General features: G+C 65.8%; 13 protein-coding genes. 8 read left to right on the top strand and 5 right to left on the bottom strand.

What is annotated here, in order from left to right; genetic code table 11:
• Window positions 1–44 precede the first annotated feature (44 nt).
• From AB870_RS01460 to AB870_RS01450, 3 genes are all read left to right on the top strand, one after another.
• Entirely contained in the window at window positions 45–1,259 is a 1,215-nt protein-coding gene (locus AB870_RS01460) for a class I SAM-dependent methyltransferase (protein ID WP_047906648.1), read from the top strand.
• Between the two features lie 26 nt (window positions 1,260–1,285).
• Window positions 1,286–1,480: a DUF2905 domain-containing protein gene (locus AB870_RS01455; RefSeq protein ID WP_047906647.1), complete on the top strand. Its 195-nt coding sequence runs from the start codon at window positions 1,286–1,288 to the stop codon at window positions 1,478–1,480.
• Window positions 1,481–1,853: 373 nt separating this feature from the next.
• Window positions 1,854–2,738, top strand: a complete 885-nt coding sequence (locus tag AB870_RS01450) for a glutamate/aspartate ABC transporter substrate-binding protein (RefSeq protein ID WP_418303990.1) — start codon at window positions 1,854–1,856, stop codon at window positions 2,736–2,738.
• A 5-nt stretch (window positions 2,739–2,743) separates the two neighbouring features.
• On the opposite strand, the gene AB870_RS01445 is transcribed toward AB870_RS01450, so the two are convergent.
• From AB870_RS01445 to AB870_RS01430, 4 genes are read right to left on the bottom strand one after another with little or no spacing between them, the layout of a single operon-like run.
• Window positions 2,744–3,994 carry a multifunctional CCA addition/repair protein gene (locus tag AB870_RS01445; RefSeq protein WP_047906645.1) on the bottom strand — a complete coding sequence of 417 codons (1,251 nt, stop codon included), beginning with the start codon at window positions 3,992–3,994 and terminating at the stop codon, window positions 2,744–2,746.
• Window positions 3,991–4,635 carry a glutathione S-transferase family protein gene (locus AB870_RS01440; protein WP_047906644.1) on the bottom strand — a complete coding sequence of 215 codons (645 nt, stop codon included), beginning with the start codon at window positions 4,633–4,635 and terminating at the stop codon, window positions 3,991–3,993. Before AB870_RS01440 ends, AB870_RS01445 begins: the two co-directional genes overlap by 4 nt.
• A gap of 56 nt (window positions 4,636–4,691) precedes the next feature.
• Window positions 4,692–5,642, bottom strand: a complete 951-nt coding sequence (locus AB870_RS01435; protein ID WP_047906643.1) for a complex I NDUFA9 subunit family protein — start codon at window positions 5,640–5,642, stop codon at window positions 4,692–4,694.
• A gap of 51 nt (window positions 5,643–5,693) precedes the next feature.
• Entirely contained in the window at window positions 5,694–7,700 is a 2,007-nt protein-coding gene (locus AB870_RS01430) for a lytic transglycosylase domain-containing protein (RefSeq protein WP_047908667.1), read from the bottom strand.
• Window positions 7,701–7,806: 106 nt separating this feature from the next.
• On the opposite strand from AB870_RS01430, the gene AB870_RS01425 reads away from it, so the two are divergent.
• The 4 genes from AB870_RS01425 (at window position 7,807) to pxpA (ending at window position 10,923) form a co-directional block, all read left to right on the top strand.
• Window positions 7,807–8,415, top strand: coding sequence for a 5-formyltetrahydrofolate cyclo-ligase (locus tag AB870_RS01425; RefSeq protein WP_047906642.1), 609 nt, complete (start codon window positions 7,807–7,809; stop codon window positions 8,413–8,415).
• Complete coding sequence (gene pxpB / locus AB870_RS01420) at window positions 8,412–9,074, top strand: 5-oxoprolinase subunit PxpB (RefSeq protein WP_047906641.1); 663 nt, start codon at window positions 8,412–8,414, stop codon at window positions 9,072–9,074. Before AB870_RS01425 ends, pxpB begins: the two co-directional genes overlap by 4 nt.
• The gene (locus AB870_RS01415) at window positions 9,071–10,084 is read left to right on the top strand and encodes a 5-oxoprolinase subunit C family protein (RefSeq protein WP_047906640.1); all 1,014 of its coding nucleotides are present in this window, start codon (window positions 9,071–9,073) and stop codon (window positions 10,082–10,084) included. The genes pxpB and AB870_RS01415 overlap by 4 nt, the downstream gene beginning before the upstream one ends.
• A gap of 95 nt (window positions 10,085–10,179) precedes the next feature.
• The gene (pxpA, locus tag AB870_RS01410; RefSeq protein WP_047906639.1) at window positions 10,180–10,923 is read left to right on the top strand and encodes a 5-oxoprolinase subunit PxpA; all 744 of its coding nucleotides are present in this window, start codon (window positions 10,180–10,182) and stop codon (window positions 10,921–10,923) included.
• 23 nt (window positions 10,924–10,946) lie between these two features.
• Here pxpA and aptA read toward each other — a convergent pair whose 3' ends face one another.
• The gene (gene aptA, locus AB870_RS01405) at window positions 10,947–12,278 is read right to left on the bottom strand and encodes an omega-aminotransferase AptA (protein ID WP_418303979.1); all 1,332 of its coding nucleotides are present in this window, start codon (window positions 12,276–12,278) and stop codon (window positions 10,947–10,949) included.
• Between the two features lie 317 nt (window positions 12,279–12,595).
• Between aptA and AB870_RS01400 the strand changes: the two genes are divergently transcribed.
• Complete coding sequence (locus AB870_RS01400) at window positions 12,596–14,044, top strand: aminotransferase-like domain-containing protein (RefSeq protein ID WP_047906638.1); 1,449 nt, start codon at window positions 12,596–12,598, stop codon at window positions 14,042–14,044.
• Window positions 14,045–14,216: the final 172 nt, after the last annotated feature.

Here is a 14,216-nt window from a genome sequence, read left to right as displayed (position 1 = left end):
CAACGATAGCAGCCAGCCCGCACCGTCTCCGTTACAATGCCCGCATGAATCAGGCCGCACCGAAACCCCATAGTTTACCCGTTCCGGAGACGGACGCGCTCGAACACTCGCGCCGCCTCACGGTTCATCTCGCCGACGCCATCGCTGCAAGCGACGGCTGGCTACCGTTCGACCGCTTTATGGAACTGGCGTTGTACGCCCCCGGCCTGGGCTATTACGCCGCCGGCGCGGCCAAGTTCGGACGGCTGGCCGCCGATGGCAGTGACTTCGTCACGGCCCCCGAACTCACGCCATTCTTCGCGCGGACGCTGGCCCGCCAACTCGCCGAGATCTTCGAGCAGACGGGCGACGCACGCGTGCTGGAGTTCGGCGCCGGTTCCGGACGCCTTGCCGCCGACCTTCTGCTCGCGCTCGACGCCGACGGTGTGCCGTGCGAGCAGTACGCGATCATGGAGCTCTCGGGCGAGTTGCGTGCGCGCCAGCGTGCGACCATCGAGAAGGCCGCGCCGCATCTTCTCGGTCGCGTGACGTGGCTCGACCGGTTACCCGACGCCTTCCATGGCGTGATGCTCGGCAACGAAGTCCTCGATGCCATGCCCGTACGCCTGTGGGCGAGACGTCCCGACGAAAATCGTGAACCGCACTGGTTCGAGCGCGGCGTGGTGCTCACGCCGGACGGTTTCGCCTGGGAGGAACGCCGCCCTGCCGGCCCGCTGCCGGAAGCGCTCGACAGGCTGGCCGATCTGCCGCCAACGCAGGAATACCTCACCGAGACCCACGAGGCGGCCGCGGCATTCGTGCGCAGCGTGGCGCCACTGCTTGCGCGCGGTGTGCTGCTGCTGATCGACTATGGTTTCCCGGCGCGCGAGTACTACCACGCGCAACGCTCGGGCGGCACGCTCATGTGCCACTACCGCCATCACGCTCACGACGATCCGTTCTATTACCCGGGCTTGCAGGACATCACCGCGCACGTGGAATTTTCCGGCATTGCCGACGCCGGCGTCGAAGCCGGCCTCGATCTGCTCGGCTTCACGTCGCAGGCGCGTTTCCTGATGAATGCGGGCATCGTCGAATTGATGAGCGCCCTCGATCCCACCGATCCGAAGACGTTCCTGCCCGCCGCCTCCGCCGCGCAGAAGCTGCTGTCGGAAGCCGAAATGGGCGAACTGTTCAAGGTCATCGCCTTCGGGCGGGGCATGGACGAATGGGCCGGTCTGAACGGCTTCGCCACCGGCGAGCGCAGCCACGCCCTCTGAGCACACCACCGACCGGGGAGCCGCCGATGTTTCGCTGGATGTTCACGATCTTCTTCGCGATCTGCGTTCTCTCGGCGGCCGCGCCGTGGCTCGCCAAGCTCGGCATCGGCCGCCTGCCCGGCGACGTACGCCTGCGTTGGCGTGGCAAGGAAATGGTCTTCCCGTTCGCCTCGACCGTCCTGCTCTCGCTCGTCTTCAATCTGTTGATTCGATTGCTGTAACGCCCGCGCTTATCCCGCCGGCGGCACCCACCGCCGTTGGCATCCCGGCGTGACTTCGCCCGCCGCCTCGCAACACCTGTTGCACCGCATATCCGCTGCCCCCGACAGCTGCCTTCGTCCGCGACCATCGCTCGCCGGCACCGTCCTTTCCAACGGCTCGCGCAAGGCGGCGCCCGCTTCCTCCCGTTGCCATCGCACGTCTCACGTCTGCAGGCCCACCCCATCTGTTCCGGTCCGTCCCGAGGTTCAGGGTTAACAATGATTTGATCATTTGTTGCAAAAAAATTACCATGAAACAAATGATTCAGACGTGAATCACATGCGACGACCATTTCAGGAGCAGGACATGATCAAGACGCGATTGACCGGGGTGATGCGAGGGATACTGGGCGTAGCGATGACTTTGACGGCAGGAGCGGCCGTGGCCCAGGGCGCATCGGAGACGTTGCAAAAGATCGAAAGCAGCGGCGTGATCTCGATCGGCCATCGGGAGTCGTCGATCCCGTTCTCGTATTACGACAACAATCAGAAGGTCATCGGCTATTCGCAGGACCTGTGCAACAAGGTGGTCGACGCCGTGAAGACCCGGCTGAAGAAGCCCGATCTGCAAGTGCGGTTCATTCCCGTCACCTCGCAGAACCGCATCGCCCTCGTGCAGAACGGCACGGTCGACATCGAGTGCGGCGTGACGACGAACCTCAAGGCGCGTCAGGCGCAGGTCAACTTTTCGAACACGTTCTTCGTGGCCGGCACGCGTCTGCTCACGAACAGGAATTCCGGCGTGAAGGACTTCCCGGATCTGGCGGGCAAGTCGGTGGTCACGAATGCGGGCACGACCTCGGAGCGCATCCTGAACAAGATGAACAACGAGAAGAAGATGAACATGAACGTGATCTCGGGCAAGGATTACGGCGAGTCGTTCACGATGCTGCAAGGCGGCCGTGTGCAGGCGTTCATGATGGACGACGTGCTGCTTGCCGGCGCACGCACCATGGGCCGCAATCCCGACGACTGGGTCGTGACCGGCTCGCCGCAATCGTTCGAAGCCTATGGCTTCATGATGAAACACGGCGACGCCGAATTCAAAAAGCTGGTGGACGACACCCTGGCCGGCGTGATGAAGAGCGGCGAGATCAATGCGATGTACAAGAAGTGGTTCGAAACGCCGGTGCCGCCGAAGAACATCAGCTTCAACTTCCCGATGAGCGATCAACTCAAGCAGCTTTACGCCAATCCGAACGACAAGGCGTTCGAATAAGACATTCAGCCGTCCTCGCCACGCAGACCGGCAGCTTCGACGGCATCGATTCGCGCGGCTTGCACCGCCTCGCGAATCTTCTCGGGCTGACCGGCGTACCGGCGCGCAACCGCACCCGCGTCGATGCTGCGCGCCGCCGCGAGCGCCGCCATCAGACGCTCGCGTTGAGGATACGGCGCGGTGGCGAAGTCGCCGCCGCGCCCGCGTGCATCCGCTTCACAGGCTTGCAGCACCTCGACGAAGCGCTCAGGTTTGCGTAATGCGTCGCACCTCTGCAGCAACCGCACGAGCGCTCCCGCGCCGAACTTCCGGCTCGCATGGATATTGCCGTGCTCGCGCGCGACGACCTCCGCCAGTTCACGGCAATCGACCGGCACGCGCAGGCGCGCGCATAACGGCCCGAGCAATCCGACGCTGCGCCCTTCGTGGCCGATGTGGCGCGGCAGCACGTCTTCCGGTGTCGTTCCCTTGCCGAGATCGTGCGTGAGCGCGGCGAAGCGCACCGGCAGTGAAAAGCCCCGCGCCGCGGCGTAGTCGAGCACCATCATCACGTGCACGCCGGTGTCCACTTCCGGATGGTAGTCGGCACGTTGCGGCACGCCCCACAGTTGCGCCACCTCCGGCGCAATGCGCTCCAGCGCGCCGGCCGCACGCAAGACATCGAACATGCGCGACGGCCGGCGCTCCATCAATCCGCGCGAGATTTCCTGCCAGACGCGCTCTGCCACGAGCGCGTCCACTTCGCCACTCGCCGTCATCCGCTGCATGAGCGCGAGCGTTTCCCCGGCCACGGAGAAGTCGGTGAAACGCGCCGCGAATCGGGCGCATCGCAGAATCCGCACCGGATCTTCGGCAAACGCCTCGCCGACATGCCGGAACAGCCGTGCCTCCAGATCGCGCTTGCCGCCATAAGGATCGACGAGCACCTCGGACAGGCTGCCGTCCGGCAAGACTTCGCGCGCCATCGCGTTGATCGTGAAGTCGCGCCGGATCAGATCCTCTTCAAGTGTGACTTCCGGTGCGAAGTAGAACGCAAAGCCGTGATAGCCGCGCGCCGTCTTGCGCTCGGTCCGGGCGAGGGCGTACTCGGCCTGGGTCTTCGGGTGGAGGAACACGGGGAAGTCGCGGCCAACGGGACGAAAGCCTTGCGCGACCATTTCCGCGGGCGTCGCGCCGACCACGACATAGTCGCGATCCTTGACGGGCAGGCCCAGCATCTCGTCACGGATGGCCCCGCCCACAGCGTAAATCTTCATGGGCGCACGTCGTAGAAAGGGATGCTTTGCGTCTCGGCGCGTCCACCGGCCACCCACGACTGCACCGTCGGCACTTCACGAATGCGCTCGGCATAGGCTTTCGCATGCACCGACAACGCTGGCTCAAACGTCGCGAAACGCATCACGACAGGCGCGTAGAACGCGTCGGCAATCGAGAAATCGCCGAACAGGAACGGCCCCTCGTAACGCGCGAGACAGTCTTCCCAAATGGCTTCGACGCGCTGCACGTCGGCCAGGACCTCGGGCGTCGCGCCCGCGCCCGGCCAATGGGCGGCGACGTTCATCCACATGTTCGTGCGCAGCGCCGTGAAGCCGCTGTGCATCTCGGCGCAGATGCTGCGGGCGTGGGCGCGGGCGCCGAGCGATGCCGGCCACAGCGGCAGATGCGGATAGGCGTCGGCCAGATATTCGCAGATCGCGAGCGAGTCCCACACGGTGATGCCGTTATCGATCAGACACGGCACTTTCCCCGTGGGCGAATACCGCAGAATCTGCTCGCGCGAGTCGGGCTGCGCGAGCCATACGTTCTTCTCTTCGAAGTCGATGCCGAAGTGCTTGAGCAGCACCCACGGGCGCATCGACCACGAAGAGTATTTTTTGTTGGCGATGATAAGTTGCATGGCGCGAAACGATAAGGATGGGGGGCGGGCGAAGCGTGGCGGAACGTGGCGGAACGTTAGCGGCCGGCGAAACGCCGATAGTCCGACATGCGCTTTTCCCAGTGGCCGCCGTTGAGATAATCGACGGCGATCTCCAGCCCGTTCGGCACCACCCCCAGTTCCGGCGCCAACGGGCCTGTCATGACGTTGTCGACCGTCATCGAGTCGAGATTATCGCGTGTGAGGATCGGCTCGCCCGGGAGTTTTTCGAAGATCGCCGCCTGGAGCCGCGCCGTGCTGTCCGGCAACGGCAGGATCGGACGCCCGCACCCGCACGCCGCACCGGCAAAGCGCACCAGTTCCTCCAGCGTGTAGACGTCCGGGCCGCCAAGCTCGTACGTCTTGCCCACGGTAACGTCGTTGTCGAGCGCGTTGGCGAACGCCTGCGCAACGTCCATCACATAGACCGGCTGAAACCGCGCCTTCGCGCCCGCGAGCGGCACGATGGGCAAACGGCGTTGCAGCCTGGCGAACGTATTCAGAAAATGGTCGCCGGGGCCGAACACCACCGAGGGACGGAAGATCGTGGCGGCAATGCCCGTCTCGCGAATCGCCACCTCGCCGTCGCCTTTCGAACGCTGGTACATGCTCGGGCCGTTCGAATCGGCGCCCAGCGCGCTCATGTGAAGCAGGCGCGCAATGCCGCGATCCGAGCAGGCCTGCGCGATCTTGCGGGGCAGCTCGACGTGCGCCCGCGCAAATGCCCGGCCGTAAGGCGTGCCGCGCTCGCCGTGCAGAATACCGACGAGATTGATGACGGCGTCGCTGCCGGCGATGACACGCTCCAGCGCGCGGGGGTCGTGCACGTCGCATTCCACGAGTTCCACGCCGGGCAGCACGGCGAGGGCCTTGGCGGCTTCGGCACGTCGCGTCGGCAGGCGCACGACGTGTCCCATCGTCACCAGTCTCGCTACCAGATGGCTACCGATGAAGCCGGTGCCCCCGACGACACAAACGTTATAGCGCATGCGTCACCTCCGCGGTATGACTGTGGGTACGCGGCGCCGGCCGCTGCCCGGTCACTGGGGCAGGATTACGCCGAGCCGCTCCTTGAGCGATTGCGGACGGCCCGTGATGATGGCCGAGTAATACGTCGTATTCGACAATACGTTCTCGACATACTGACGCGTCTCGTTGAACGGGATCGTCTCCGCGAAGATCGCGCCCTCGACCGGACGTTCGAGCGTGGAGCGCCACGTGCGCGGACGCCCCGGGCCTGCGTTGTAACCGGCAGACGCCAGCACGGCCGATCCGTCGAACTGATTGTAGATTCCCGACAGATAGCTGGTACCCAGACGGATATTGGTATCGATGTCGTGCATCATGCCCGGGCTGTAATCCATGCCGATCTGCCTGGCGACCATCTTGGCCGTGGCGGGCATGACCTGCATCAGACCACCGGCGCCCGCGGACGAGCGGGCATTGATGATGAAACGCGACTCCTGGCGAATCAGGCCATACGCCCACGCTTCGTCCAGATCGACACTCCTGGAGAAGCGATCGACCTTGTCGCGAAACGGCATGAGATAGCGCAGCGTGAAATCGTGCTCGACTTTCGTGCGATCCGCCGTGTTCACGGCTCGGTCGAACAGCTCGATGCCATTGGCGTATTGCGCTGCGGCGATCAGCTGACGGTCCGTCATGCCGCGCAATTCCCAGTTCCACTCGCGATTGCCTTCGAAACGCAGGCCCAGATCGTAGAACTTGGCCGCACGCAGAAAGCCGGGGTTGGAGCGGTTGGCGTCGATCTCGGCCTGCGTGACGATGGTGCGCGGCGGCAGCATCGTCTTGTTGCCGAGTTCCTCGTTCGCCAACTGGCCATAGAAATTCGGCTGCGAGGCGATCTTCTGGAACTGCGCACGCGCGGCGTCGGCCTGGCCGGCTTCACGCAGCGCGCGACCGTACCAGTAAGTCCAGACGCCATCGTCGCGCAGCGCCGCCGGCATCGCCTCGATGCCCATGCGCACGAGGTTCCAGTCACCTGCGCGCAAGGCCGCACGGATCTTCCATTCCTGCGCCGTGTTCGAGAGCCTGGCGTTGCCCGCCTGACGGTACCAGTTGATCGCCATCGGGTTCTGCGCGAGCGCGCCGCGCATGCCGATCGCGCCCCAGCCGATGGCGCGCTCCTCCTGCGACAGGCCGCCGGCAATGCCGCCGAAGCTGCTGGCGGCGAGCATGGCGTCCGAGCGGGCCATGCGAACGGTCGCGAGCAATGCCAGCTGACGCGATGCCTCGGAGCCATCCACCCCGCGCGCGAGAATCTGCGCCGGCCGCGATGCCGCCATATCGAGCAGGCTGTCGTCCGGACGCGCGGCGCCCAGCGCATCGGCGATCTGCTTGCCCAGCGAGGTGTAGTTCTCCTCGTAAGCCAGACGTATCTGGTGCCAGACTTCCTTGCGCGGCAACTGGCCGCTCGCGGCCAGCGTATTGATCATGTCGACGCAACCCTCGCCGTAATACCTGGGCGTGGTCAGCAAATCGGTGGCCGCCTGCGTGACGCTCTCGCCGCGCGACGCCCGCGACATCAGCGAATAGCACTTGACCTGCGTATCGTCATCGAGCACGAATTTCGGGTATTCCGCGTCGAAGGTCCGCCAGTCGTGCCGCTTGCCGAGCACGAGCAGCCAGTCGTTGCGCATGCGATCGGCGATGGCCTGACCGTCGTACGCGCGCAGGAAGGCGCGAATTTCGTCGTCTGGCGTATCGATGAGCGCCTTGCCCGAGCGATCGAACATGCGCGACTTGATCTGGAAATACTGAACGTACGACGGCACGTCGTAGTCGGTGAGCATCGCGGCGAGCGCCATCACGCGCGGCGTGTCGTTGCTGCGCGCAGCGTCGCGCAGCTGGACGAAGATGTCGTCCGGCGAGCGCTGGGAGAGCGCATCGGCAGACGTTGCCGAGCGGCTCACCGCCGTATGCGCCTTGGGACGGCCGGTCGCCTGGGTCGTGCTGCATGCCACCAGCGCGGCAGCGGTCAGGGCAAGCGCGGCGGCGCGATATACTCGGGTCAAACGTTCGGACATCTTCGGGAGCGTCGGGTAAAAAGTGAATCCAAGCATAGCACGGGACCCCGCCGAAACGGCGGCTCAGACGTCGGGAAACGGGGCAAATCAAGGGGCGAGGGCAGAGGTGGAAGCACCGGCCGCGAAGGCCCGGTTGCGCAAGGCACTGCTCGACGCTCGACGCACGCTGGAAGACCGCGCCGCGCGCGACGCCGCGCTCGCTGCGCGACTGTCCGGCGAGCTTGTCCGGCGCGCCCCGCGGTGCATCGGGTTCTACTGGCCCATCCAGGGCGAGTTCGATGCGCGTGACGTCGTTGCCGCATGGCTCGCGCAAGCCCCGGCAGGCGCCACCCGGTCCGCCGCCCTGCCCGTGGTCACCGCACCGGACGCACCGCTCGTCTTCCACCGCTGGACACCGGGCACTCCCATGGTGGAAGGCCGCTATCGTATTCCCGTGCCGCGCGACACCGATGTGCTGGCGCCCGACCTGCTGCTCGTGCCATGCGTCGGCTTTACCCGCGACGGTTTGCGGCTCGGCTACGGCGGAGGCTTCTACGACCGCACGCTGCATGCGATGTCCCCCGCGCCGCGAACTCTCGGCATCGCCTACGACGCGCTGGAAATCGCACAACTTCGCGCCGAAGCACACGATCTGGCGCTCGACGCCGTCGTGACGGAATCCGCCACGTTCGTGCGCCCCGCTTCGGCGGCGTCGGCCCTTCCCTCCCGTTCATGACTACGCTCAAGATTCTGCCGCTCGGCGAAAGTGCGCTCGTGTGCGAAGGCGGCGCCAGCGCCACGTCCGCCACGCTCGCCACACAGCGCCGTGTCTGGCACCTGGCGGCTCTCGCCCGCAACTGGCCCGACGTGCGCGAAGTCGTGCCCGGCATGAACAACCTCACGCTGCTGTTCGACCCGCTCGCCACCGATATCGAGATGCTGGCCGAGCGCTTGCGCGACGCCTGGCAGACGCCACCCGCCGCCGGCGAAGTCGGACGCGACATCGAGATCCCGGTGCATTACGGCGGCGAGCACGGTCCGGATCTGGCGGAGGTCGCCAGGCATGCCCGTCTGCAACCGAAGACCGTCGTGCAACGTCATGCCGCGCCGGAGTACATCGTCTACTTTCTGGGTTTCCAGCCGGGCTTCGCCTACCTGGGCGGTCTGGACGAATCGATCGCCACGCCCCGCCGCGCGGAGCCGCGGCTCGCCGTACCGGCCGGCTCGGTGGGCATCGGCGGTAAGCAGACCGGTATCTACCCGCTTGATTCGCCCGGCGGCTGGCAGATCATCGGCCACGCCGCGAGCGTTCTGTTCGACCCCGCCGCGAGCCCGCCCGCTTTGTTGGCGCCGGGCGACCGCGTGCGTTTCACCATCGCGAGTCTCGACCTGTGATCGATATCCAGCGTGCCGGCCTGCTCACGACCGTTCAGGATCTGGGCCGAACCCGTCAGCGTGAGTTCGGTGTCGCCAGCGGCGGCGCCCTCGACCCGCTCGCCTGTGTCGTTGCCAACCGCCTGGTGGGCAACGACCTGAGCGCCGCCACCCTCGAAATCACGATGGGCTCATGCGTGCTGCGCTTCACGTCGGCCACGCTCGTCTCGCTAACCGGCGCCGACTGCCACGCCGATCTGGACGGCAAGGCCGTGTGGTCGTGGTGGCGCTTTCCCGTTGCCCGCGGCCAGACACTGACACTGCGTCCGGCGCGCTTTGGCATGCGCACGTATCTGGCGGTGGCGGGCGGGATCGACGTGCCCGAAACGCTGGGATCGCGCAGCACCGACCTCACAGCGGGCTTCGGCGGCTTCGAGGGACGCGCGCTGCATGACGGCGACCGCATTCCGATCGGCCACCCCGGGAGCGCCGCGCGCAACGTGCAGCCACTGGGCGTGCGCCCGCCGCTGTGGCTGTCCGATCCACTGGCGCATCGCGTGCGCGTGCTGCCCGGCCCCGAGTACGACGACTTCACGGCGGCAACGCACAAGCGCTTCTGGGAGGACCCATGGCAGGTCACGCCCAACAGCAATCGCATGGGTTATCGGCTGTCCGGGCCGGAGCCGCTCGCACGCAAGAAGAACCGCTTGCACGATTTGCTCTCCCACGGCGTGGTGCCGGGCGTGATCCAGATTCCACCCTCGGGGCAGCCGATCATTCTGCTTGCCGACGCGCAAACGACCGGCGGCTACCCGAAGATCGGCACGGTGATCACGGCGGATCTTTGGCGGCTCGGGCAGGCACGGCTGGGAAGCACGCTCTATTTCTCGGAATGCACGGCGGCCGAAGCGCGCGAAGCGCTGCGCGAACAACTGCGTTATCTTGAACAGGTCGAGCGCGCGCTCGCCTGGCACGATCGCGGCATATTGCGCGCGCCGAAGCTGACCGCCATCTCACGCCTGCGCGCGTGAAAGACCGGAACTTCCGGGGGCGGCAGGGTTGAGAGAGCAAAAAGGGCGAGACGCCGGTGCGCCCCGGCGCCCCCCCCCCCGCAGCAGGAGAATGCATGACAAAGATCGATCTGAACGTGGACCTCGGGGAAGGTTGCGATTACGACGAAGCGCTGCTCGCGCTCGTGAGTTCCGCCAACGTGGCCTGCGGCTGGCATGCGGGTGACGCGGGTACGATGCAGCAGGTCGTGCGCTGGGCGCTCGAGAACGGCGTGGCCATCGGCGCGCACCCGAGTTTCCCCGACCGCGAGAATTTCGGACGCACCGAAATGCAGCTCCCGCTCGACGAAATCCGTGCGGGCATGCTGTATCAGATCGGCGCACTTGCTGCGGTGGTGCGCGCGCAGGGCGGTTGGCTCACGCACGTCAAGCCGCACGGGGCACTGTACAACCAGGCGGCGCGCGATCCGGCGCTGGCCGAAACGCTGGTCGAGGCGATTCGCGCCTTCGACACCGATCTGGCGATCTTCGGTCTGGCCGGGGGCGAAATGGTGAAGGCGGCGCGCGCGGCGGGCATGACGGCCGTGGAAGAGGTCTTTGCCGACCGGGGCTACAACCCGGATGGCTCGCTGGTCAGGCGCGGCACACCCGGCGCGCTGATCGAGCGAGAAGAGGATGCCCTCGCGCAGACGCTGATGATGGTCAAGGAACAACGCGTGCGCGCCATCGACGGCACATTCGTGCCCATTCGGGCACAAACCGTGTGCCTGCACGGTGACGGCGAACACGCCCTGGCATTCGCCGAGCGTATTCGCGGCTTTCTGCTCAACGAAGGCATCGAAATCGCGCCGGTGCGCTGAAATTTCGCTGCGACGGCAGGCGCTTATGCCGTCTCGCGAATCGCTTCGGCCACGATGCCGAACAGTTCGTCGATCTGCGCCTCGTTGATGATGAGCGGCGGCGAGAACGCCAGTATGTCGCCCGTGTAGCGTACCAGCGCGCCTTTCTCGAAACACTTCACGAAGATCTCGTGCGCACGCGCGCCCGGTTTGCCGTCGCGCGTGGCGAGCTCGATGCCGCCGACCATTCCCAAATTGCGAATGTCGAGGACGTTCGGCAGATCGCGCAGGCCGTGGATTGTCTTCTCGAAGTGCGGCGCGAGCTTCGCGGCGCGCTCGAACAGACCGTCGTTCCTGTAGACGTCCAGCGCGGCGCATGCCGCCGCGGCCGCCAGCGGGTGACCGGAGTACGTATAACCGTGGAAGAACTCGATGGCGCCCGTGTTGCCGGCATCGACGATGGTGTCGTGCACGCCTGTCTTCACGGCGACGGCCCCCATCGGCACGGCCGCGTTGTTGACGCCCTTGGCCATCGTGATGATGTCCGGCGTCACGTTGAAGTACTGCGCCGCAAACGGCTTGCCCAGACGGCCGAGGCCCGTAATCACTTCGTCGAAGATCAGCAGAATGCCGTGCCTGTCGCAAATTTCGCGCAGCCTTTGCAGATAGCCTTGCGGCGGCACGAGCACGCCGGTGGAGCCGGCAAGCGGCTCGACGATCACGGCGGCGATGGTCGATGCGTCGTGCAGCGTGACCAGACGTTCGAGTTCGTCGGCCAGATGTGCGCCCCACGCCGGCTGTCCTTTGGTGAACGCGGCTTCCTTGAGGTTGAACGTGTGCGGCAGGTGATCGACAGCGGGCAGCAATTGGCCCGAATAGGCCTTGCGGTTCGGTGAGATGCCGCCCACGGAGATGCCGCCGAAGCCCACGCCGTGATACCCGCGCTCGCGGCCGATGAGGCGCGTGCGCTGACCTTCGCCGCGCGCGCGATGGTAGGCGAGCGCGATTTTCAGCGCAGTGTCGACCGATTCCGACCCCGAGTTCGTGAAGAAGATGCGATCGAGCCCTTCCGGGGTGATTCCGGCGATCTTGGCTGCCGCCTCGAACGCCTTGGGGTGCCCCATCTGGAACGTCGGCGCAAAGTCCATTTCACCAGCTTGCTGCCGGATCGCCTCGACGATCTCCGTGCGGCAGTGACCGGCGTTCACGCACCAAAGACCGGCGGTGCCGTCGAGAATCCGGCGATTGTCCGACGACGTGTAGTACATGCCCTCGGCCCGCGTCAGCAGGCGGGGCGAACGCTTGAACTGGCGGTTGTTGGTAAACGGCATCCAGAACGCCGTCATGTCGAGATTCAGTTCTTGCATCATGTTCATCGCGCGTCTCCGCAGGCTTGGCTCGATCAAGGTGTCCCGAAGGCGGACGTCGCCCCATGGGTGGATGGAACGATCCTACGAGAGCCTGACCGGTACAGACATGTACAGTGACCCGGAAAATGGTTATTCTGTATCGGTCAATCGCATCGACTGTATTGGCAACAGCCGATGCGGCGGCCACCCGGCAATCCCGCATCGCGTGGGGCGGTAGCCTGTGTGGAGTCCTATGGCGGCTCCTCGGGACCTACCCGTACACTGCGCACCGACCGTGAGGTTTGCCGGGTCGCCCGGGGTTACCAGCACCGTCCCCCTACACCATGGTCCAGCCATTCGTTTTTTCCCTGAACCGGGCCCAGCCCGAAGCGCTCGTCGATCAGATCGTGCGTGAGGTGGAGCGCGCCCTTGCGGGTCGAACACTGCACGCGGGCACACGCATGCCGTCGATCCGTTCTCTAGCGAAAGCGCACGGCATCAGCACGTTCACGGTAGTGGAGGCTTACGACAGGCTCGTTGCACGCGGCACGCTGGTCGCGCGGCGCGGCGCGGGCTTCTTCGTGGCCGGTGCGGCACCCGGGCGCGACGCCGGCGCGCCCCAGCGCGGCGGCACGCCCGAAGTGGGGCCGGCAGCGAGCGAAGTCACGAATGCATGGCTGCTCTCGGAGATCTTCGCGGACGACTCCATCGCGGTGAAAAGCGGCTGTGGCTGGCTGCCCGACAGCTGGCTCGACGAAGACGGCCTGCATGGCGCATTGCGTTCGCTATCGAAGGGACCGGGGGCGCACTTCGCGCACTACGGTCATCCCCACGGGTATGGACCGTTGCGTCAGTGGCTCACGCGGCGTCTGGGCGAGTTGTCCATCGAGGCGCCGCCGGAGCGCATCGTGCTCACGCAGGGCGCGACGCAGGCGCTCGATCTGATCGTGCGAACGTTGCTCAAGCCGGGCGACACGGTGCTCGTCGAAGCGCCGGCGTATTGCAACCTGCTGGCGGTATTGCGTCTTGCTGGCCTGAATGTGGTCGGCATTCCCCGCACCGAGGCCGGACTGGACCTTGCGGCACTGGAGCAGGCCGCGCAGACGCACCGCGTGCGTGCACTGTTCGTGAACCCGGCGTTGCAGAATCCGCTAGGCACCTCGCTCACACCAGCGTCGGCGCACCGGATTTTGCAATGTGCCGAGCGGCATGGGTTCTGGGTCGTGGAAGACGACATCTACCGCGAGCTTGCGCCGGCCGGCACGCCGTCGCTGGCCGCGATGGACGGCCTGTCGCGAGTGATCTACGTATCGAGTTTTTCGAAGACGATCTCGCCGTCGGTGCGCGTGGGCTATCTGGCGTGTTCGCGCGACATGGCGCACGAGATTGCGCGCAGCAAGATGGTGGCGGGACTCACGTCGTCGGAGATCAACGAGCGTATCGTGCACGCAATTCTGACCGAAGGGCGCCATCGCAAACACATCGAGCGCCTGTCCGACCGTTTGACACGCTCGCGTGCACGGCTCGTTACGCAGTTGCGCTCGCACGGCGTGGCGCTGCTCGCGCAGCCGGAAGGAGGCATGTTCGTGTGCGGCAGCCTGCCCGGCGCGGCGCAGTCCGCCCGGGAACTCGCGGAAGCCGCGTTACTGGAGAGCATCATGCTCGCGCCCGGCGAATTCTTCCTCGCCCACAACGAACCCTGCCGCTGGTTCCGGTTCAATGTCGCCTATTCCGACGATGCCCGTCTGTTCCGGTTTCTGGACAAGGCAGCGTCGGGGAAGCTCGCGGCGTGACGTCGCCGCGAGTGGCGTCGCGAACGGCATCGCGAACGGCATCACAAATGGCACCGCGACTTGTACGCGTTTGAATGCCGCGCCGCCAACCGCTACATTCGTGGCTGCATCTACCGCACTGACCATCGCTGCAACCGCGGCTACGTCCCCCCGTAACGCGGCGCCATGGCGC

The organism is Pandoraea faecigallinarum (assembly GCF_001029105.3).
GTDB classification, from domain to species: Bacteria; Pseudomonadota; Gammaproteobacteria; order Burkholderiales; family Burkholderiaceae; genus Pandoraea; species Pandoraea faecigallinarum.
This window is presented reverse-complemented; position numbering and strand designations above follow the sequence as displayed.

Excerpts from the sequence above, each read along its gene's own strand:
- AB870_RS01430 (WP_047908667.1), bottom strand. The coding sequence starts at position 7,700 with ATGTCCGAACGTTTGACCCGAGTATATCGCGCCGCCGCGCTTGCCCTG.
- AB870_RS01445 (WP_047906645.1), bottom strand. The coding sequence starts at position 3,994 with ATGAAGATTTACGCTGTGGGCGGGGCCATCCGTGACGAGATGCTGGGC.
- AB870_RS01400 (WP_047906638.1), top strand. The coding sequence starts at position 12,596 with ATGGTCCAGCCATTCGTTTTTTCCCTGAACCGGGCCCAGCCCGAAGCG.
- AB870_RS01435 (WP_047906643.1), bottom strand. The coding sequence starts at position 5,642 with ATGCGCTATAACGTTTGTGTCGTCGGGGGCACCGGCTTCATCGGTAGC.
- pxpB (WP_047906641.1), top strand. The coding sequence starts at position 8,412 with ATGACTACGCTCAAGATTCTGCCGCTCGGCGAAAGTGCGCTCGTGTGC.
- AB870_RS01455 (WP_047906647.1), top strand. The coding sequence starts at position 1,286 with ATGTTTCGCTGGATGTTCACGATCTTCTTCGCGATCTGCGTTCTCTCG.
- AB870_RS01460 (WP_047906648.1), top strand. The coding sequence starts at position 45 with ATGAATCAGGCCGCACCGAAACCCCATAGTTTACCCGTTCCGGAGACG.
- pxpA (WP_047906639.1), top strand. The coding sequence starts at position 10,180 with ATGACAAAGATCGATCTGAACGTGGACCTCGGGGAAGGTTGCGATTAC.
- AB870_RS01450 (WP_418303990.1), top strand. The coding sequence starts at position 1,854 with ATGCGAGGGATACTGGGCGTAGCGATGACTTTGACGGCAGGAGCGGCC.
- AB870_RS01440 (WP_047906644.1), bottom strand. The coding sequence starts at position 4,635 with ATGCAACTTATCATCGCCAACAAAAAATACTCTTCGTGGTCGATGCGC.
- aptA (WP_418303979.1), bottom strand. The coding sequence starts at position 12,278 with ATGAACATGATGCAAGAACTGAATCTCGACATGACGGCGTTCTGGATG.